This is a genomic window from Flavobacterium sp. W21_SRS_FM3 (genome assembly GCF_052113625.1).
Classification (GTDB): domain Bacteria; phylum Bacteroidota; class Bacteroidia; order Flavobacteriales; family Flavobacteriaceae; genus Flavobacterium.
Genome location: NZ_JBGQOD010000001.1, coordinates 65553 through 84663, shown reverse-complemented (window position 1 = coordinate 84663; position 19111 = coordinate 65553). Strand labels below are relative to the sequence as shown.

Annotated in this window: 18 protein-coding genes; 1 reads left to right on the top strand and 17 read right to left on the bottom strand. The window is 34.9% G+C overall.

The window, feature by feature from the left end; genetic code table 11:
• Nucleotides 1-4 precede the first annotated feature (4 nt).
• The 15 genes from ACEN2K_RS00385 to aspS form a co-directional block, all read right to left on the bottom strand.
• Nucleotides 5-1447 (bottom strand): complex I subunit 4 family protein, encoded by a 1443-nt coding sequence (locus ACEN2K_RS00385; RefSeq protein ID WP_441757328.1) that lies wholly within the window; start codon nucleotides 1445-1447, stop codon nucleotides 5-7.
• A 9-nt stretch (nucleotides 1448-1456) separates the two neighbouring features.
• Nucleotides 1457-3340 (bottom strand): NADH-quinone oxidoreductase subunit L, encoded by a 1884-nt coding sequence (nuoL, locus tag ACEN2K_RS00380; RefSeq protein ID WP_441757327.1) that lies wholly within the window; start codon nucleotides 3338-3340, stop codon nucleotides 1457-1459.
• A 6-nt stretch (nucleotides 3341-3346) separates the two neighbouring features.
• Entirely contained in the window at nucleotides 3347-3667 is a 321-nt protein-coding gene (gene nuoK / locus ACEN2K_RS00375; RefSeq protein ID WP_441757326.1) for an NADH-quinone oxidoreductase subunit NuoK, read from the bottom strand.
• A 1-nt stretch (nucleotide 3668) separates the two neighbouring features.
• Entirely contained in the window at nucleotides 3669-4181 is a 513-nt protein-coding gene (locus ACEN2K_RS00370) for an NADH-quinone oxidoreductase subunit J family protein (protein ID WP_441757325.1), read from the bottom strand.
• Nucleotides 4181-4726 carry a NuoI/complex I 23 kDa subunit family protein gene (locus tag ACEN2K_RS00365; protein ID WP_441757324.1) on the bottom strand — a complete coding sequence of 182 codons (546 nt, stop codon included), beginning with the start codon at nucleotides 4724-4726 and terminating at the stop codon, nucleotides 4181-4183. Before ACEN2K_RS00365 ends, ACEN2K_RS00370 begins: the two co-directional genes overlap by 1 nt.
• Nucleotides 4727-4860: 134 nt before the next feature.
• Entirely contained in the window at nucleotides 4861-5913 is a 1053-nt protein-coding gene (nuoH, locus tag ACEN2K_RS00360) for an NADH-quinone oxidoreductase subunit NuoH (protein WP_441757323.1), read from the bottom strand.
• 3 nt (nucleotides 5914-5916) lie between these two features.
• Entirely contained in the window at nucleotides 5917-6966 is a 1050-nt protein-coding gene (locus ACEN2K_RS00355) for a 2Fe-2S iron-sulfur cluster-binding protein (protein WP_441757322.1), read from the bottom strand.
• A gap of 91 nt (nucleotides 6967-7057) precedes the next feature.
• The gene (gene nuoF, locus ACEN2K_RS00350) at nucleotides 7058-8425 is read right to left on the bottom strand and encodes an NADH-quinone oxidoreductase subunit NuoF (RefSeq protein ID WP_441757321.1); all 1368 of its coding nucleotides are present in this window, start codon (nucleotides 8423-8425) and stop codon (nucleotides 7058-7060) included.
• Nucleotide 8426: 1 nt separating this feature from the next.
• Nucleotides 8427-8957 (bottom strand): NADH-quinone oxidoreductase subunit NuoE family protein, encoded by a 531-nt coding sequence (locus ACEN2K_RS00345; RefSeq protein WP_441757320.1) that lies wholly within the window; start codon nucleotides 8955-8957, stop codon nucleotides 8427-8429.
• A gap of 5 nt (nucleotides 8958-8962) precedes the next feature.
• Complete coding sequence (locus tag ACEN2K_RS00340; protein WP_441757319.1) at nucleotides 8963-10201, bottom strand: NADH-quinone oxidoreductase subunit D; 1239 nt, start codon at nucleotides 10199-10201, stop codon at nucleotides 8963-8965.
• Nucleotides 10202-10233: 32 nt separating this feature from the next.
• Nucleotides 10234-10755, bottom strand: coding sequence for an NADH-quinone oxidoreductase subunit C (locus ACEN2K_RS00335; protein WP_441757318.1), 522 nt, complete (start codon nucleotides 10753-10755; stop codon nucleotides 10234-10236).
• Nucleotides 10756-10759: 4 nt separating this feature from the next.
• Nucleotides 10760-11308 (bottom strand): NADH-quinone oxidoreductase subunit B, encoded by a 549-nt coding sequence (locus tag ACEN2K_RS00330; RefSeq protein ID WP_066335808.1) that lies wholly within the window; start codon nucleotides 11306-11308, stop codon nucleotides 10760-10762.
• A 72-nt stretch (nucleotides 11309-11380) separates the two neighbouring features.
• Nucleotides 11381-11746 (bottom strand): NADH-quinone oxidoreductase subunit A, encoded by a 366-nt coding sequence (locus tag ACEN2K_RS00325; protein WP_441757317.1) that lies wholly within the window; start codon nucleotides 11744-11746, stop codon nucleotides 11381-11383.
• 238 nt (nucleotides 11747-11984) lie between these two features.
• Nucleotides 11985-12179, bottom strand: a complete 195-nt coding sequence (locus ACEN2K_RS00320; protein WP_007137066.1) for a cold-shock protein — start codon at nucleotides 12177-12179, stop codon at nucleotides 11985-11987.
• A gap of 108 nt (nucleotides 12180-12287) precedes the next feature.
• Nucleotides 12288-14042 carry an aspartate--tRNA ligase gene (gene aspS, locus ACEN2K_RS00315; RefSeq protein WP_441757316.1) on the bottom strand — a complete coding sequence of 585 codons (1755 nt, stop codon included), beginning with the start codon at nucleotides 14040-14042 and terminating at the stop codon, nucleotides 12288-12290.
• 200 nt (nucleotides 14043-14242) lie between these two features.
• Between aspS and ACEN2K_RS00310 the strand changes: the two genes are divergently transcribed.
• Nucleotides 14243-14590, top strand: coding sequence for a toxin-antitoxin system YwqK family antitoxin (locus ACEN2K_RS00310; RefSeq protein ID WP_441757315.1), 348 nt, complete (start codon nucleotides 14243-14245; stop codon nucleotides 14588-14590).
• A 215-nt stretch (nucleotides 14591-14805) separates the two neighbouring features.
• Here ACEN2K_RS00310 and ACEN2K_RS00305 read toward each other — a convergent pair whose 3' ends face one another.
• Nucleotides 14806-17982: an efflux RND transporter permease subunit gene (locus ACEN2K_RS00305; RefSeq protein WP_441757314.1), complete on the bottom strand. Its 3177-nt coding sequence runs from the start codon at nucleotides 17980-17982 to the stop codon at nucleotides 14806-14808.
• Nucleotides 17983-18045: 63 nt separating this feature from the next.
• Nucleotides 18046-19110, bottom strand: a complete 1065-nt coding sequence (locus ACEN2K_RS00300) for an efflux RND transporter periplasmic adaptor subunit (RefSeq protein WP_441757313.1) — start codon at nucleotides 19108-19110, stop codon at nucleotides 18046-18048.
• Between the last annotated feature and the right edge of the window lies 1 nt (nucleotide 19111).

The window sequence follows — 19111 nt, the reverse complement described above, 5'->3', positions numbered from 1 at the left end:
TTGACTAGTTAATTCTATTAATATGAGTTAAAATATTTTCCAAACTTGGTGTAATTAAGTCGGTAATCGGTTTTGGATACATCCCGAAGAAGAACAAAACAGCAATAATACTTACTAAAGTAATGCCTTCTTTTAGAGTTACCTCTGCGAAGATTTTTGTATTGGTTTCTCCTAGCATAACCTGTTGGTACATTTTCAACATATAGTAAGCACCTAAAATAATTGTAGTACCTCCTAATAGGGCAAACCAAACATTTATCTGCGCCAAGCTGTATAATACTGTAAATTCTCCAACAAAGTTAAAGGTAGTAGGTAAGGCAACAGATGCTAAAACTAGTATTAAGAACATAGAAGCAAACTTGGGTGATTGCGTTCGTATGCCTCCCATTTCAGCAATAGCTCTTGTTTGGTATCTTCTAAATATAATTTCAGAGATAAAAAAGAGACCCACGACAACTAAACCGTGTGCAATCATTTGTAAAACAGCTCCTCTAAAACCATCAATGGTTAAAGTATACGTTCCAGCGGCAATTAATCCAACATGTGCTAGTGAAGAATAGGCTAATAATTTTTTCAAGTCTTTTTGTCTCAAAGCAACTATTGAACCATATATTACCCCTGCAATACCTAAACCGATAAAGATATACATGTATTCTTTGGCAGCAAGGGGAGCAATAGGCAATTGCCAACGGATGATACTGTATAATCCCATTTTTAGCATAATTCCTGAAAGAAGCATCGTTCCTACTGCAGGTGCTTTTTGGTATACGATTGCTTGCCAAGTGTGGAAAGGAATTATTGGAATTTTAATAGCATATGCTAAGAAAAAGGCTAAGAATATCCACAATTGTTCAGTTGCAGAGAGGTCTAACTTGTATAAATCTTCTAGTAAGAAGCTTCCTGCTTGTTGGTACAAATAAACAAAGGCAATCAGCATAAATAAAGATCCAGCTAGGGTGTAAATAAAGAATTTTACAACCGCTTTTTTACGCTCTTCTGCATCTCCATTCCCCCAGATTAATGCAATAAAATAAATTGGAATTAATGCTAATTCCCAAAAGATATAATACAATAGTCCATCAGCAGCTAAGAAGGTTCCCACCATTGCAAATGCCATAAATAAGATAAGGGAATAAAATGCTTTTGCATTTTTATATTCGTTATCCAATGATGAAAATATAATAATAGGAGTTAGCCCTGTAGTTAGTAATAGCATAGCTAAGGACAAACCATCGGCTTGCAAAGCAAAGGATACATTAGGCTGATTAATCCATTGGTTGATAAAACTAATGTTTTCACCCAGGTTAAAGTGACTTAGCAACACAAGGGAACATCCTAATGAGGCGAGACCAAAGAACAACGCTACTTTTGAAGCTAGTTTGTCACCTACTAAATAAGTTGCAAATGCGCCAACTAAAAGTATAATTAATATAAGAGATACATTCATGGTATAATATTATTGAGCTAAAAATAAATAGGTTACTATGGCACAAAGTCCTAAAACAAAAGCGAAAAGATAAAAACCGATACTTCCGCTTTGTAATTTTTTTCCTTGATAACCTATTTCATTGGTTACTTTTCCTAATCCAAAAACTAATGAAGACAATGTCGTTTCTACGTGGTCTCTAAAGAATTTTGATAATGAATTAATTGAATTTACAAATACAACATTATACACTTCATCTACATAATACTTGTTGTAAAGAACCTTTGAAAATCCTGTAATAGCAGCGTCTTCTGCTGGAACTTGATTCTGTTTGATGTATTTGGCATAAGCAACTCCTATTCCTACAAAACCTGCAATAACAGCAATAGCCATTAAAGTATATTCTGTAGTTCCAAAGTGGTGCGCTTCATGTGATGCTTTTGTAAATAATGGAGCTAGGTAACCATTTAACCAGCTATTTGTAGGTAAACTAATTAATCCCCCTACGGTCGCTAATAATGCTAAAACGATTAATGGAAAAGTAATTAATGAAGGACTTTCATGTAAATGACTTTTTTGTTCAGCTGTACCTCTAAAATCTTTAAAGAATGTCAGGTATAACAAACGGAACATATAAAAAGCAGTCAGTAGCGATGCAAGTGACGCTATAAACCACAATACTTTGTTGTGTTCAAATGCTACCATTAAAATTTCGTCTTTCGAGAAAAATCCTGAAAAAGGTGGTATACCTGATATCGCTAATGATGAAAGTAAGAAAGTGATGAAAGTGATTCCCATAACTTTTTTCAATCCACCCATTTTGCGCATGTCTTGTTCGCCGTGTAGCGCATGTATCACTGAACCTGATCCTAAGAACAAACAAGCTTTAAAGAATGCGTGTGTGATTACATGAAATACGGCTACTTCATAAGCACCTAAACCTAATGCAAGAAACATTAATCCTAACTGGGAAACAGTAGAGTAGGCCAGTACTTTTTTGATATCTGTTTGTACTAATGCAATTGTTGCTGCTACAAGTGAAGTAACTGCTCCAACGATTGCAATAATATTTTGTACTTCTGGAGCTAAATCAAAGACATAATTTAATCTAGTGATCATAAAGATACCTGCAGTTACCATTGTCGCTGCGTGTATCAATGCTGATACAGGCGTTGGTCCGGCCATTGCATCTGGCAACCAAGTATACAAAGGAATTTGTGCTGATTTACCACATGCTCCAATGAATAAAGCAAATGCAGCTATAGATATCCAGTACAAATCTAAGTTGGTTGCACCAGTAATTGCCGTCTTTAGAGTAGCATAATCAAGCGTAGAGAATAAAGATCCAATGATGAAGATACCAATCAATAAGCCTAAATCACCAATACGGTTCATGATAAATGCTTTTTTAGCAGCATCATTAAAATCTTGGTTTTTATGCCAAAATCCAATAAGTAGATATGAGCAAAGTCCTACACCTTCCCAACCGATAAATAAAACTAATAAGTTGCTACCTATTACTAATGTTATCATGAAAAAGATAAACAAGTTCAAGTAAGCAAAAAACTTGTGCATATTCTCATCATCGTGCATGTAGCTGATAGAGTACATATGTATCAAGGAACCAATTCCAGTTACAAATAGTAACCATAATACTGACAATTGATCTAATAAGAAACCAAAGTCAACTTTGAAATTACTAATTTGAATCCAATCAAATAAGCGAATGCTAATTGGTTCTTGTGTTTGATTGATTTGCATGAAAAAAATAACAGAAAGGGCAAAAGATAATGCAACAGTTACTGTTCCAATAACTCCTGAAGCTGTTCTTCCGATACTTTTTCCGAAGAAGATATTAAATAAAAACCCTATAAAAGGAGCTAATAATAAGAGTAAAGCTAAATTTGTATTCATTATAGTTTATCCTTTTAAGTTTTTTAAATTATTAATGTCAATTGAGCCTAAATTTCTAAATATCGAAACTAGAATGGCTAAACCTACAGCCACTTCTGCGGCAGCTACAGCCATAGAGAAAAATACAAATACTTGCCCCTGTGCATCTTGATGATAAGTTGAAAAAGCTACAAAAAGTAAGTTTACTGCATTCAACATAATTTCGATCGACATAAATACGATGATGGCATTTCGTCTGTATAAAACTCCAAAAACGCCAATACAGAAAAGTATTGTTGAGAGAAAAATATAATTTTCAATACCTATTTCATTTAAAATATTGTTCATGTTATTTCTGTGTTTTTTCTTTTTTAGACAATAGTACAGTACCAATCATCGCTACTAATAATAGTATCGAAGCAAATTCAAAAGGAACCATGTATTCATTCAATAATACTTTTCCTAAAACTTTAATGGATTGGTAGTCTTCTCCTGTGCTAATGTATTCTCCAATAATAGGTTTTGAATTAATGAAGACCATTATTAAAACAATACATATTAAACAAAAAGAGACAATAGCTCCTAAACGGGTAATTCTAGGTTTGTGAACTTCATTTTCTTTATTCAAGTTCATCAACATGATGGTGAATAAAAACAAAATCATAATAGCTCCAGAATATACAATGATGTGTACAATTGCTAGAAATTGAGAGTTCAATAATAAATAATGACCTGCAATTGAGAAAAAACAAATTACAAGATATAAGGCACTGTGAATTGGGTTTCGGCTAAAGATGGCCAAGAAGGCAGTTGCCAATGTGATGGCAGCTAAAACACAAAATATAATAAGTATCGTTGACATTAATTAGCGTTTTTAAGTTGTGCATTTTCCATTGCGATATCTAAAGGCATAACCAATCTATCTTTTCCAAAAATAAAATCTTCTCTATCATAGCTAGAAGGAACTAATACCTTTGAAGTAGTCAAGTAAATTGCGTCTTTAGGGCAAGCCTCTTCACACAATCCGCAAAAAATGCAACGCAACATATTGATTTCATATATAGAAGCATATTTCTCTTCTCTGTACAGATGTTTCTCATCAGGTTTGCGTTCTTCTGCTTTCATAGTGATAGCCTCAGCAGGACATGATAAAGCACATAATCCACAAGCAGTACAGTTTTCTCTACCTAGCTCATCACGTTTCAATTGATGTTGCCCACGATAAACAGGACTCATTTCACGAACTTGTTCTGGGTATTGAATCGTTACTTTTCTTGTAAATAAATGTTTAATCGTAATCATCAAACCCTTGATAATTGCAATAAGATACATTCGCTCCCAAAAAGTCATCTCTTTATTAGAGACTAATTTTTTTCTTCCCGATAAGGATATGGTTTCTATTGACATTTTTTTATTTTTATTTGAAGCTTATTCCTGCTATTCGTTTCAATCTTTTATCCTGAACTTGTTTCAGGATCCTGAAACAAGTTCAGGATAAAAGGATTTCCACTGCTATCAGGGCTACATATTTTCTTTGCTAATTAAAATCCTAAATAAACTGCTATTTCAGCTCTCAAAATTACAATTCCAGTAATGATAATATTAATGATCGATAAAGGAATTAAAATTCTCCAACCTAAATGCATCAATTGATCGTATCTGAATCTTGGAATAGTCCATCTTACCCACATATAAAAGAAGATAAACCCGATTATTTTTCCAAATAAAACAGCTATTCCAATTACGTTAGCAAGATTCACTCCCCAGTTTTCAACAGCCCAAGCCATTCCAGGATAGTTATACCCACCAAAGAATAAAACAGCTAAAATGGTTGATGAAATAAACATATTTGCATATTCAGCAAATAAGTAGAATCCCATTTTCATCGAAGAATACTCTGTATGGTATCCACCAATAAGTTCAGTTTCACATTCTGCTAAATCAAATGGTGTTCTGTTAGTTTCTGCAAATGCACAAATCAAGAATATCAAAAACGAAAGCGGTTGGTAAAAGACATTCCATTGCATTCCTGATTGCTGAGCTGAAATCTCTCTCAAACTCAATGTTCCTGTCATCATCAATAAAGCGATTATTGATAGTCCCATAGCAACTTCATAGGAAACCATTTGTGAGGCTGCACGAATCGCTCCTATTAAAGAGAACTTATTGTTTGAAGCCCAACCACCAATCATGATTCCGTAAACTCCTACTGATATCACACCAAAAACATATAATAAAGCAACATCAATATCTGTAGCTTGTAATATAATATCTCTTCCAAATAGGTGAAAACGATCTCCCCAAGGAATCACAGCGCTTGTCATCAAAGCAGTACTCATAGCTACAGCTGGTCCTACAAAAAACAAGAATCGGTTAGGTGTGTCTGGTTCAAATTCTTCTTTAGAGAATAATTTTAAACCATCAGCAAGTGGCTGTAAGATTCCACCTTTACCTGCTCTATTAGGACCTATACGGTCTTGTAACCAAGCGGCAACTTTACGTTCTGCAAGCGTAGAGTACATCGCCATTAACATCGTAATTGCAAAAACAACTAAGATGATGATACTTTTTTCTATTATAATTGTACTATCCATTTTCTAAAGATTACCTTTTTTAAAAATTTCTTCCTGCTCTTTATCCAATGGGATAGCTGGCATACTTATTTTTTTACGGTCTTGATCTCTACCTTTTAGAATTCCTTCTTCGGTCGCGATATGAACAGTTTCTAATTTCTGTGTGTAGTTGTTTTGATTGATAACCGAATCTTTATCAAATTCTCTTGGTCCTTCAATAACCCAGTCAGCTGGATCTTTATGGTCAAAACGACATTCGTTACAAATGAATTCTTCTACTTCATGGTACACATCTTTACGACCTGTAACTCTTTGTATTTCGTCACCAAACATCCATACAGTTGTTTTACCACAACATCCAGGAGTAGTACATTCTCTGTGTGCATTGTATGGTTTGTTGAACCAAACTCTCGATTTGAAGCGGAATGTTTTATCAGTTAATGCTCCTACTGGACATACATCTATCATGTTTCCAGAGAATTCATTATCTATAGCTTTAGAGATGCAAGTAGAGATATTAGAGTGATCTCCTCTATCCATAACTCCGTGTACACGCTCATCAGTCAATTGATCTGCTACCATTACACAACGGTAACAAAGAATACAACGATTCATGTGCAATTGAATATTCGGACCAATATCTTCTGGTTCAAATGTTCTTTTCTCTTCAATGAAACGAGTTTTAGATTTCCCGTGTTCAAAACTTAAGTCTTGCAAATCACATTCTCCCGCTTGGTCACAAACCGGACAATCTAATGGGTGATTGATCAATAAAAATTCAGTTACAGATTGTCTAGCTTCTCTTACTCTTTCAGAAGATTTACTATTCACTTCCATTCCGTCCATACAACCTGTTACACAAGAAGCCATTAATTTTGGCATTGGTCTTGGATCTGCTTCACTACCTTTAGCTACTTCAACAAGACAACAACGACATTTACCCCCACTACCTTTTAATTTAGAGTAATAACACATTGCTGGGGGAACAGATTCACCACCAATCATACGTGCTGCTTGCAGGATAGTTGTTCCTGGTTCTACTTCTATGCTTTGACCGTCTATCGTTACTTTCATTTCTTACTTTTGTTTTTTTAGTTTAAAGTTTAAAGTTGCAGTCCCGATAACTATCGGTATTGAAACTAAAAACTAAAAACTTGAAACTATTTTATACTATTACTTTAGAAACTAGATGCTTTACTTTTTCAAAAGGTTCTGCAACGAAATGGTTTCTGTTTTTAATTTTTTCTGGGAAACGAACATGGTATTCAAACTCATCTCTAAAATGACGAATAGCTGCTGCTACCGGCCATGAAGCGGCATCTCCAAGTGGGCAAATCGTGTTTCCTTCTATTTTACTTTGAATACTCCATAGTAAATCAATATCTTCTTCACGTCCTTGTCCATTCTCAATACGCCACAATACTTTTTCTAACCATCCTGTTCCTTCACGACAAGGAGAACATTGTCCACAACTTTCGTGGTGGTAAAAACGTGCAAAGTTCCAGGTATTACGTACAATACAAGCAGTATCATCGTAAACGATAAAACCTCCTGAACCTAACATAGATCCTGTTGCAAATCCGCCATCACTTAAAGACTCATAGGTCATTAAACGATCTTCACCGTTTGCTGTTTTGTAAATCAAATCAGCCGGTAAAATCGGTACAGAGGAACCTCCAGGTACTAATGCTTTTAAAGGTCGGTCAGAACTCATTCCGCCAAGATATTCGTCAGAATTCATGAATTCATAAACTGATAATCCCAATTCGATTTCGTAAACACCAGGATTTTTAACATGTCCTGAAGCCGAAATTAATTTGGTTCCAGTGGATCTTCCAATTCCTATTTGTGCATAATCATCACCAGAATTATTTACAATCCATGGCACTGAAGCGATTGTTTCTACATTATTTACTACAGTAGGATTTGCCCATAATCCAGAAACTGCTGGAAATGGTGGTTTGATACGAGGATTTCCTCTTTTACCTTCTAAAGATTCAATTAATGCAGTCTCTTCACCACAGATGTAAGCACCGGCACCACAGTGAACATAAAGTTCTAAGTCGTAACCTGTACCTAATATATTTTTCCCTAACCAACCTGCAGCTTTCGCTTCGGCAATGGCTCTTTCTAATATTTTATAAACCCACATATATTCTCCGCGAATGTAGATATACGATAGGTTAGCACCCAATGCAAAACTCGAAGTAATCATTCCTTCAATCAGTAAATGAGGAATAAATTCCATCAAATAACGGTCTTTAAAAGTCCCTGGTTCAGATTCATCTGCATTACAAACTAAATGTCTTGGTTTACCTGATTTTTTATCAATAAAACTCCATTTCATTCCAGCAGGGAATCCAGCTCCACCACGACCACGAAGTCCTGATTTTTTAACTTCTTCAACAACTTCATCAGGAGTCATTGCTTTCATTGCTTTCTCTACTGAGGCATAACCACCTTCTTTGCGGTATACTTCGTAGGTCTTGATTCCGGGTACGTTTATTTTATCTAATAATATTTTTTTTGACATCTTATTTATCGTGTAATATTATTTTATTTTCTCTACAATCAGTAATTAACTGATCAATCTTGTCTTCTGTAAGATGCTCTTTGTAAAAATCACCTAGCTGCATCATGGGTGCATACCCACAAGCTCCTAAACATTCTACTCCGCGAACTTCAAATAGTCCATCAGCAGTTGTTTCACCTACTTTTACGCCTAATTTTTCACAAGTGTAGTCCATTAAATCTTCCGTGCCTTTTAGACAACATGGAGAAGTTTGACAAAACTCAAACATGTATTTCCCTATAGGTCTTTGGTTGTACATTGTATAAAAAGAAACTACTTCATATACCTCTATAGGTTGAATATGAAGAATTTCAGCCACCTTATCCATTAGTTCATAGCTTAACCAATTTTCATGGGCATCTTGAACTTCATGTAATACAGGTAATAGTGCTGATTTTCTTTTGTCTTCTGGATAATGACTGATTAATTCATTGATGCGAGTCATCAATGCTTCAGTCATATTTATTTCTTGTTTGTAATGTGTACGTTCCATAATATTTATGCGTCTAATTCTCCAGCAATTACATTTAAGCTTGATAAAATTACTATGGCATCAGATAATAATGCTCCTTTTATCATTTCTGGATATGCTTGGTAATAAATAAAGCAAGGTCTTCTAAAATGTAGTCTGTACGGTGTACGACTTCCATCAGTTACTAAGTAGAAACCTATTTCTCCATTTCCTCCTTCAACAGGATGGTAAATTTCTGCCACTGGAACAGGAACTTCTCCCATTACAATTTTAAAATGATAGATTAATGATTCCATATTAGTATAGACATCCTCTTTTGGAGGTAAGTAGTAATCTGGAACATCGGCATGATATTCATTACCAGCAGGCATTTTGTCTAATGCTTGACGAATGATACTTAAACTTTCCCAAACTTCAGCGTTACGAACGCAAAAACGATCGTAAGTATCACCTGATTTTCCAACAGGAACGATAAAGTCAAAATCCTCATAAGAGCTATATGGCTGTGCAACACGCACATCATAATCTACACCAGCTGCACGTAAGTTAGGTCCAGTGAAACCGTATGAAACCGCTTTTTCGGCAGAAATTGCTCCTACATTTACTGTTCTGTCAATAAAAATTCTATTTCTTTCAAATAAGTTTTCAAATTCTTTCCAGGCTGCAGGAAATTCTTCTAAAAACACATCTAATTTTCTAAAAGCTTCTGCTGACCAGTCTCTTTCGAAACCACCAATTCTACCCATATTTGTAGTCAAACGAGCACCACAAATTTCTTCGTAGATTTCATATACTTTTTCTCTAAATTGGAATACATATAAGAAACCAGTATAAGCACCTGTATCTACACCTAAAATAGAGTTACAAATTATATGATCAGTAATTCGAGCTAGCTCCATTACAATAACTCTTAAATATTGAGCACGTTTTGGTACTTCGATATTTAGTAATTTCTCTAATGTCATCCACCATCCCATATTGTTAATAGGTGAGGAGCAGTAGTTCATACGGTCTGTAAGAGGAGTAATCTGGTAGAATGGACGATTTTCAGCGATTTTTTCAAAAGCACGATGAATGTAACCAATGGTTGGCTCAGCTTCTAAAATTCGTTCCCCATCCATTAGTAAGATATTTTGAAAAATACCATGTGTAGCTGGGTGAGTAGGACCTAAATTTAGGATAGAAAGCTCGCTTCCATCTTCATTTAGCTTCTCTTTCATTATTTTAGCATATCGATGCTCTGGTGGTAATAATAGTTCTGACATTTATAGAATGTGAAAAATTATATATTCTGTTTTTAGCAATTGTCTATTGTTCTTCCGAAGAAACGGTCGTCCTTGTCAGTACGTCCACCATCTTCTAAAGGGAATTCTTTACGCATTGGAAAAGAAATCATTTCATCCATATTCAAAATACGTTTTAACTGTGGATGACCAATGAAGTCTACACCGTAAAAATCATAAGTTTCTCTTTCCATCCAGTTTGAACTTAAGAAAATTTTGGATACCGTCTTGATCTCTGGCTTATCACCATTAATGAAGGCTTTTATTTTTATGCGTTTGTTTTCATACCAATTGTGTAAATGATATACAATTGCAAATTGCTTGTCTACCTCGTTATCAGGATAATGTACCCCACATAAGTCAGTTAAGAAATGAAAACGCAATGCTGGGTCGTTTTTTAAAAATAAAATCACCGCAGTGTTTTTATCTGCTTCAATTTCAAGAGAGAAAATGTCTCTGTCTTGATGGAAGTTAAAAACAGCATCTCCAAATGTTTCGACCAATTTATCTTGAATGTCTATATTTTCTAAAGCCATTTCGTTATTTGATATTATAAGAAGCCAATAATTCTTGGTACTCTGGTGAACTTCTTCTTCTTACTGATTCGGTTTTTACTAATTCTTGTAATTTCATAACACCGTCAACAATTTGTTCTGGTCTTGGAGGGCATCCAGGAACATAAACATCTACTGGGATGACTTTGTCAATTCCTTGTAGTACAGAGTATGTGTCGAATATTCCTCCTGAAGAAGCGCAAGCTCCTACTGCAATAACCCAACGAGGTTCAGACATTTGTTCGTAAACTTGACGTAAAATAGGAGCCATTTTTTTAGAAATTGTTCCCATTACCATTAACATATCTGCCTGACGAGGAGAAAAACTCACACGTTCAGAACCAAATCGAGCTAGGTCATAATGAGAAGCCATAGTGGCCATAAATTCAATTCCACAGCAAGAAGTAGCAAATGGCAAAGGCCATAAGGAATTTGCTCTTGCTAATCCCACTACATCATTTAGCTTTGTCGCGAAGAAACCTTCTCCAACAACGCCTTCCGGTGGGGCAACCATATTTATATTAGAATCACTCATTTTTTATTGTTTTGAATTATAAATTTTGAATTATAAATTATCTAGAATTTAAATTCAATCTTTAAGTAGTTTTTATTCCCACTCTAAAGCTTTCTTCTTGATGATATAGAAAAAACCAACTAAAAGCAAAAGCATGAATATGACCATTTTAACCATTCCTTCTATTCCTAACTCCTTAAAGTTGATAGCCCAAGGGTAAAGAAAGATAACCTCAACATCAAAAAGAACAAATAAGATAGCGACAAGGAAATATTTTACTGAAAAAGGAATACGTGCATTACCTACAGATTCTATTCCACATTCGAAGTTTTTATCTTTAATTTCTGATTTCCTTTTCGGACCTAATTTCCCAGATACTAAGATGGTTCCTATAACAAATCCTACAGCTAATAAACACTGCATCAAAATTGGGATGTAACTTAATTGATCAGATTGCATAATTATTATTTTTTCGTACTAAAATAAGCAACAAAGATAGGTTTCAAGGATTTAAAACACAAGTCTAAAGTTTAATTTCGTTGCTGCGTATTTCCGTTTCCGTGTTAATTTTTAATGATTATAAATAAGCAGTTTCGATTTTCTTTTTATGTCCGAAAATTTTAACATAAACCAAAAAAAAACGTCTCGAAATTAATCGAAACGTTTTTAAACATTCTTAGGCAAAAATATATTTTGCTTAGATAACTGCTACTTTCGCAGCAACTTTTCCTTTTCTTCCTTCTTCTTCTTCATAGCTAACTCTGTCACCTTCGCGTAATTCTTCCGCGTTGATTCCTGAAGCGTGAACAAAAATGTCTTTTCCTGTTTCCTCGTCTGTAATGAATCCGTAACCTTTTGATTCATTGAAAAATTTAACTGTACCTGTACGCATTGTAATAGTAATAATAATTTATAATAAGGCAAATGTAATATTTAATATCATACGATTGCTATTATTGTGTATTTTTTTATAAAAATAATTGATTTTCAGCGTTTTCGCTTAGTTTTTCAAATTCAAATCAATGTGAAGTTCTTTTAATTGCGCGGCATCGATAGCAGATGGTGCATCAATCATAACGTCTCTACCTGAGTTGTTTTTTGGGAAAGCAATAAAATCTCTAATTGTTTCCTGACCTCCTAAAATGGCAACTAATCGATCCAGTCCAAAAGCAAGTCCTCCATGCGGTGGTGCTCCAAATTGGAATGCATCCATAAGAAATCCAAATTGAGCTTTGGCTTCTTCCTCTGTAAACCCTAAATATTTAAACATTAATTTTTGAGTTTCTTTGTCGTGAATACGAATAGAACCTCCTCCAATTTCGTTACCGTTCAAAACCATATCGTAGGCATTAGCTCTTACTTTAGCAGGATCTGTATCTAACAGATGCATGTCTTCTGGTTTAGGAGAGGTAAAAGGATGGTGCATAGCATGATAACGCCCACTTTCTTCGTCAAATTCTAATAATGGGAAATCTACAACCCAAAGCGGTGCAAACTCAGCAGGGTTTCTTAATCCCAAACGAGTGGCTAATTCCATACGTAAAGCGCTTAACTGTGCTCTTGTTTTATCAGCGGGGCCTGAAAGTACAAAAATCATGTCTCCTGCTTTTGCGCCAGTGGCTTGTGCCCAATTGCCTAAATCATCTTGATCGAAAAACTTATCTACTGATGATTTGAATGTTCCGTCTTCATTGCATTTAGCATATACCATTCCTGATGCGCCAACTTGGGGACGTTTTACCCATTCGATTAAAGCGTCAATTTCTTTACGAGTATAGTTTCCACCATTAGGAACAGCAATTCCTACTACTAGTTCAGCAGCATTGAAAACGGGAAAATCTTTGTGTTTTGCAACATCGTTTAGTTCTCCAAACTCCATTCCAAAACGGATGTCTGGTTTGTCATTTCCGTAGGTTTTCATCGCATGCTCATAAGTCATACGTGGGAATTTGTCTACTTCAACTCCTTTTATTTCTTTTAGCAAATGACGGGTAAGACCTTCAAAAATGTTTAAAATATCTTCTTGCTCAACAAAAGCCATTTCGCAGTCAATCTGAGTGAATTCTGGTTGTCTGTCAGCACGTAAATCTTCGTCACGGAAGCATTTTACAATTTGGAAATATTTGTCCATTCCACCCACCATCAATAATTGCTTGAAGGTTTGTGGAGATTGTGGTAATGCATAGAATTGTCCTTCGTTCATTCGAGAAGGAACCACAAAATCTCTAGCTCCCTCAGGAGTAGATTTGATTAAGTAAGGCGTTTCTACTTCGCAAAAATCTAAGTCAGATAGATATTTACGAACTTCCATCGCTACTTTATGACGAAAAAGTAGACTGTTTTTTACAGGATTACGTCTTATGTCAAGGTAACGGTATTTCATTCGGATGTCTTCACCACCATCTGTTTCATCTTCGATAGTGAAAGGAGGCGTTAAAGCTGCATTTAAAACAGTTAACTCCGTCACTAAAATTTCGATCTCACCTGTAGCAATGTTTTTATTTTTTGCTTCACGTTCAATAACAGTTCCTTTAACCTGAATTACAAATTCACGTCCAAGATTTTTTGCTAATTCAAATACGCTTTTCTCAGTACGTGCTTCATCAAAAATTAATTGCGTAATACCGTAACGGTCTCTCAAATCGACCCAATTCATAAAACCTTTATCACGCGATTTTTGAACCCAACCAGCAAGTGTAACTTCAGTATTGATATGTGAGGCGTTTAATTCGCCACAATTATGACTTCTATACATTATCCAAATTTTAGACTGCAAATTTAGGACTATTTGTGAACAATGGATTGTCAAATTGGTTTTTTTACGAATTAAATCCGCTTGTTTTTATATTTTCCAATGTTAAGTTTTTGTCTAATGTTATTAAATTGTTACCAAATAGTTTTTTAAATGTAAATAGATAGTTATATTTGTTATAGAAACATTTAAAACTCAACACAATGAAAAAGTATATAATGATTGCCGCAGTGTTAATTTCAGGGATGGTCTTCGCTCAAAATAACAAACCTAAATTAGAAGCTGTAGGTAATATGGTAAAAGTGACTTACCACCATGAGAACGGACAAATACAACAGCAAGGATTTTATAAGAACGGAAAGTTACAAGGAGAGTGGGTATCCTACGACGCTAATGGTAATAAAGTTGCTGTTGCGCAATATGACAAAGGTCAAAAAACGGGAAAATGGTTTTTTTGGAACGATGCTGTTTTGAATGAAGTTGATTACTCAAATAACCAAATAGCTTCTGTTAAAAACTGGAAAAAGGATGCTTTAGTTAACGTTGAATAAAACGTGGATTAATAAATAAAAAAAAGGCTTTCGCACCATGCGAAAGCCTTTTTTTATTTAAAGATGCTTGTACTTGTATCAATCAACTGCCTAAAAATCCTTTTATAGCTGTGATAAGATATTGATGACTATTTGTCCCTACAAACAGTTCCTATATGCAACAAAAAAAGCCTGTCCAATGCAATTGGGCAGGCTTTAGTTTTTCAATAAAGAATTTAGATTGTGTGTTTAGGATTAAATCCGTCTTCACTCAATTCTTTGTGCTCGTATGATGCAACCATTTCGGCTTCATAATCTGTTTTTTCTCCTTTAGTAAACTTTTTGATCAGTTTCTCCATGATTTCGTAAATAACAGGAACGATAATCAAGGTCAGGAATAAAGAACTAATTAATCCTCCAATAATTACCCAAGCTAATCCATTTTTCCATTCGGCTCCAGCTCCAGAAGCTAATGCAATAGGGAACATACCAAAAACCATCGCAATTGTAGTCATCAAAATAGGACGTAAACGAGCATGATTTGCTTGTATTAATGCTGTTCTGATCGTCTCACCAGCAGCTCTTCGTTGATTCGTGTAATCAACAAGCATAATGGCATTTTTACAGACCAGACCAATCAACATGATTATCCCTAATATCGTAAATATATTTAAAGTGTTATTTGTCAATGCAAGTGCTAATAAGGCTCCAATAAATGATAGTGGAATCGAGAACAGTACCACAAACGGGTGTACAAAACTGTCATATAAACCTACCATTACTAAATAAACAAGCACAATAGCTGCTAATAAAGCAATTCCTAAAGTACCAAAACCTTCACTTTGATTCTCTTGGTCTCCACCCCAGATATAATTTACACCTACAGGTTTTTCTAGTTTGTCTAACTTCTCTTTCCATTGTGTAACAATAGTACCAGATGCGACTCCCACATTTTGTCCCTGTACAGTTACCGATGCTGTTTTGTCTCGACGCTCTAATTGGCTAGGTCCTGAACCTTCAGTGATTGCAGCAAATTGAGATAATTTAATTTGTTGTCCTGCATTGTTAATGAAAATTAAATTACTAACATCGTTAACACTTTTTCTATCAAATGCATTGTATTTGATATTGATGTCGTACTCATATTCACCAGCTCTAAATTTCCCATCAGTATTACCACTATAAGCAGTTTGCATTGTCATACCTACTGTTTGAAGTGATAAGCCTAAGGCAGCCATTTTATCACGATCAACCTGAACATTGATTTCTGGATTTCCGTCTTCAACAGTCAGTTTAATCTCAGTAGTACCAGGAATAGTCCGCAATTGTGCTTCGGCTTGTTTGGCAAATTTCATAGCACTTTCTACCGACGGTCCAGTTACAATCAGTCCAAGTGTTGCATTTTCGGCAGTTCCTAAAATACCTACTGGGACCGTTTTAACTTTTGCACCAATCAAAACTTTTTCAAGTTTACGTTTGATTTTAGCGGCATATACTGATGCTGCATCAGTACGATCTTTTTGTTCGATCATTTTTACATCAATCTCCGCTTTATATGCCGTGGCTTGTGATCCACCCATACCTTCACTAGTTTGTCCTACTGTAGTAATTTGACTGTGTACATATTCTTGTGCACTTAAAAAAGCTTCTGCTTTCTGTGTCATAAAATTCGTTTGCTCTAAAGAAGCATCTTTTGGCATTTCGATTTGCACTAAAAACTCTCCACTATCTGATGCTGCGAAGAATTCTCCTCCGATAAATCCACCTCCAAGCAAACCAATAGTGGAACCAAAGAATAAAACTAGGACAATACCAATAGTCTTGAAATAATGGTCTAAACACCAGGTTAACAATCCAGATACCCAATTAGTAAAACGAGTTAAGTAACTTTCGAATCCAAGAATAACTCTTCCGAATAAGTTTTTACCTTCAATATGTTCTAATTTTCCAAATCGAGAAGACAACCATGGAATAATGGTAAACGAAGCCAAAAGTGAAAATAATGTCGAAATGATTACAGTTACACAAAATTGCGTAATAATATTAGACACCAATCCGGAACTCATTGCAATAGGTAAAAATACGACAACAATCACTAAGGTAATCGAAGTTACAGTTCCACCAATTTCTGCGGTTCCTTCATAAGCAGCACGTACTCTGTTTTTCCCCATCTCCATATGCCTGTAAATATTTTCCAATACTACAATGGCATCATCGACCAGAATACCCACTACGAGCGATAGTCCTAATAAACTCATTAAGTTCAACGTGTATCCTAAAAGATAAATTCCAATAAATGTTGCTATTAAAGAAGCAGGAATCGACACCATTACTATTAATGAGTTACGAATACTGTGCAAGAAGAATAACATTACTAGTGCAACTAAAACTACTGCTATCAATAAATCATGTAATACAGAGTCAGCTGCTTCTAATGTATATACGGTACTGTCTTTTGCAATTTCTAATTTTAAATCAGTAGACTTATAATCAGTTTCAAGCGCATTAATGCTTTTAATTAATTCCTCACTTACTGCAACAGCATTAGCATCTGATTGTTTAATTACTTGTAAAATGATTGCGCTTTTTTGATCGACACGCGAAATTTTCTCTGACACCTTTTGTGCATCTTGTACATCAGCAATATCTTTTAAACGAATTTCGATGCCGTCTTTAGAAGATATTACTAGGTTTCTTAACTCATCAATGCTTTTATATTTACCCGCTAGACGGATTAATATTTTTTGATCACGTGTTTGAATGTTCCCTGTAGGAAAATCCAAGTTAGAGGTTAATATAGTTTGTTGAACTGCTGGAATAGAAAGGTTGTACCCTTGCATTTTTGATGCATCCAAGTTTACTTGAATTTCACGTTCTTGCCCTCCAATGATATTTACTTGAGCAACACCTTCTACACGTGATAATACGGGTGTTACTTTTTTGTCAATTAAATCGTAAAATGCAGCCTCATCCATTTTCCCATTAGCACCAATAGTCATAATTGGTAAATCACTAAGTGAGAACTTTGTTAGCGAAGGTGCTTCGGCATCATCTGGTAAGTCACTTATTAATGCATTAATTTTACGTTGTGCATCATTCATCGAAATGTCAATTTTCGCATTTGATGTTAAGGTGATTGATACAATAGACAAACTTTCGTACGACTTGGAATCTATCTTTTTAATATTCTCCAACGAAGCAATTCCGTCTTCAATTTTCTTTGTTACTGTGTTTTCTATTTCACTTGGAGAAGCTCCAGGGTAAATGGTAGAAATGGTAATTACATTTTGTTCAAATTTAGGAATCAACTCATAGCCTAGCTGGCTATAACTGAATAGTCCACCAAGTGTTAGTATTGTAAATAATACAATGACTAACGACGGACGTTTTATGGATATTTCTGCTAATTTCATATGTTTTTATTTGGTTTAACCCTAATGGTTATAAAGAATTTAGTATGCCACGTATAGTGAGAATTATTTGATAATTTCCACTGGGCTACCGTCTTGTAAATTGATTTGTCCTGTTGTAATTACTGATTCACCATCGGCCAAACCATCAACAATTTCTACTTGATCTCCTAAAATTCTTCCTGCAACAACTTTTTTCAATTTAGCAGTTCCATTCTCTACCACAAATACTTGATTGCTACTTACACTTCCTATGAAAGCATTTCTAGGAACTACTTTTAATTCTTGCATAGAGTTAGAACCAAACTTAGCCGTACCATACATTCCTGCTTTTAGGTTATTGCTGGTGTTGTTTGCTATTTCAATTTCAACAGTGAAATTTAAGCTTTCATCAGCTTTAGCAGCAATAAAAGTAATTTTACCAGAGAATGTTTTGTCAGGAAAAACACTAGCAGTTACGGTAACTGGGTTGCCTATTTTTAAACTTGCTACTTGAGTTTCATTAGCAGTCACTTTAAGTTTAAGTTTTGAAACATTAACAATATCAAACATGGCACTTGCTGGCATTCCTGTTAGCATAGATCCTGGCTCAATATATCTTTTATTGATAAAACCTTTTATAGGTGCTTTTACTCGAGTGTCTCCTACGTTGATATTTGCTTGTTGTAAGTTGGCTCCTGCATTTGTCAATGCTAATTTGGCTTGGTCCAATTGTTGTTTTGTAACACCACCTGTTTTAAAAGCATTTTCATATCTAGCATAGTCAGCTTTTGCATTATCATAAGAGGCTTTGGCTGTTTGTGCATTCACATTGACAACATCACTACGTACAATAACGAGGGTTTGACCAACGTTTACATAATCACCTTCTTTTACTAAAACACTAATTACTTTTCCAGATTTCTCTGCAGAAAAAGTTAATTCTTGAATAGGCTCAAAATTTCCATTAGCAACGAAGTCTAAAGAAACTTCTTCTGTTTTAACTTGGGTTGTCTTAACAGAAACAGCTGCATTTTTTTCAGCAACAATATCCGTTTTAGCTTTATTTTCTTTTTTGTTATTTGTTAAAACATAACCTATTAATGCTAGAGCAGCTATAATTACTATTGCTATTGTAATATTCTTTTTCATA

What these genes read in the sequence shown, in the direction of transcription:
- ACEN2K_RS00385 (WP_441757328.1), bottom strand. Translation starts at nt 1,447, where the DNA reads ATGAATGTATCTCTTATATTAATTATACTTTTAGTTGGCGCATTTGCA.
- nuoL (WP_441757327.1), bottom strand. Translation starts at nt 3,340, where the DNA reads ATGAATACAAATTTAGCTTTACTCTTATTATTAGCTCCTTTTATAGGG.
- nuoK (WP_441757326.1), bottom strand. Translation starts at nt 3,667, where the DNA reads ATGAACAATATTTTAAATGAAATAGGTATTGAAAATTATATTTTTCTC.
- ACEN2K_RS00370 (WP_441757325.1), bottom strand. Translation starts at nt 4,181, where the DNA reads ATGTCAACGATACTTATTATATTTTGTGTTTTAGCTGCCATCACATTG.
- ACEN2K_RS00365 (WP_441757324.1), bottom strand. Translation starts at nt 4,726, where the DNA reads ATGTCAATAGAAACCATATCCTTATCGGGAAGAAAAAAATTAGTCTCT.
- nuoH (WP_441757323.1), bottom strand. Translation starts at nt 5,913, where the DNA reads ATGGATAGTACAATTATAATAGAAAAAAGTATCATCATCTTAGTTGTT.
- ACEN2K_RS00355 (WP_441757322.1), bottom strand. Translation starts at nt 6,966, where the DNA reads ATGAAAGTAACGATAGACGGTCAAAGCATAGAAGTAGAACCAGGAACA.
- nuoF (WP_441757321.1), bottom strand. Translation starts at nt 8,425, where the DNA reads ATGTCAAAAAAAATATTATTAGATAAAATAAACGTACCCGGAATCAAG.
- ACEN2K_RS00345 (WP_441757320.1), bottom strand. Translation starts at nt 8,957, where the DNA reads ATGGAACGTACACATTACAAACAAGAAATAAATATGACTGAAGCATTG.
- ACEN2K_RS00340 (WP_441757319.1), bottom strand. Translation starts at nt 10,201, where the DNA reads ATGTCAGAACTATTATTACCACCAGAGCATCGATATGCTAAAATAATG.
- ACEN2K_RS00335 (WP_441757318.1), bottom strand. Translation starts at nt 10,755, where the DNA reads ATGGCTTTAGAAAATATAGACATTCAAGATAAATTGGTCGAAACATTT.
- ACEN2K_RS00330 (WP_066335808.1), bottom strand. Translation starts at nt 11,308, where the DNA reads ATGAGTGATTCTAATATAAATATGGTTGCCCCACCGGAAGGCGTTGTT.
- ACEN2K_RS00325 (WP_441757317.1), bottom strand. Translation starts at nt 11,746, where the DNA reads ATGCAATCTGATCAATTAAGTTACATCCCAATTTTGATGCAGTGTTTA.
- ACEN2K_RS00320 (WP_007137066.1), bottom strand. Translation starts at nt 12,179, where the DNA reads ATGCGTACAGGTACAGTTAAATTTTTCAATGAATCAAAAGGTTACGGA.
- aspS (WP_441757316.1), bottom strand. Translation starts at nt 14,042, where the DNA reads ATGTATAGAAGTCATAATTGTGGCGAATTAAACGCCTCACATATCAAT.
- ACEN2K_RS00310 (WP_441757315.1), top strand. Translation starts at nt 14,243, where the DNA reads ATGAAAAAGTATATAATGATTGCCGCAGTGTTAATTTCAGGGATGGTC.
- ACEN2K_RS00305 (WP_441757314.1), bottom strand. Translation starts at nt 17,982, where the DNA reads ATGAAATTAGCAGAAATATCCATAAAACGTCCGTCGTTAGTCATTGTA.
- ACEN2K_RS00300 (WP_441757313.1), bottom strand. Translation starts at nt 19,110, where the DNA reads ATGAAAAAGAATATTACAATAGCAATAGTAATTATAGCTGCTCTAGCA.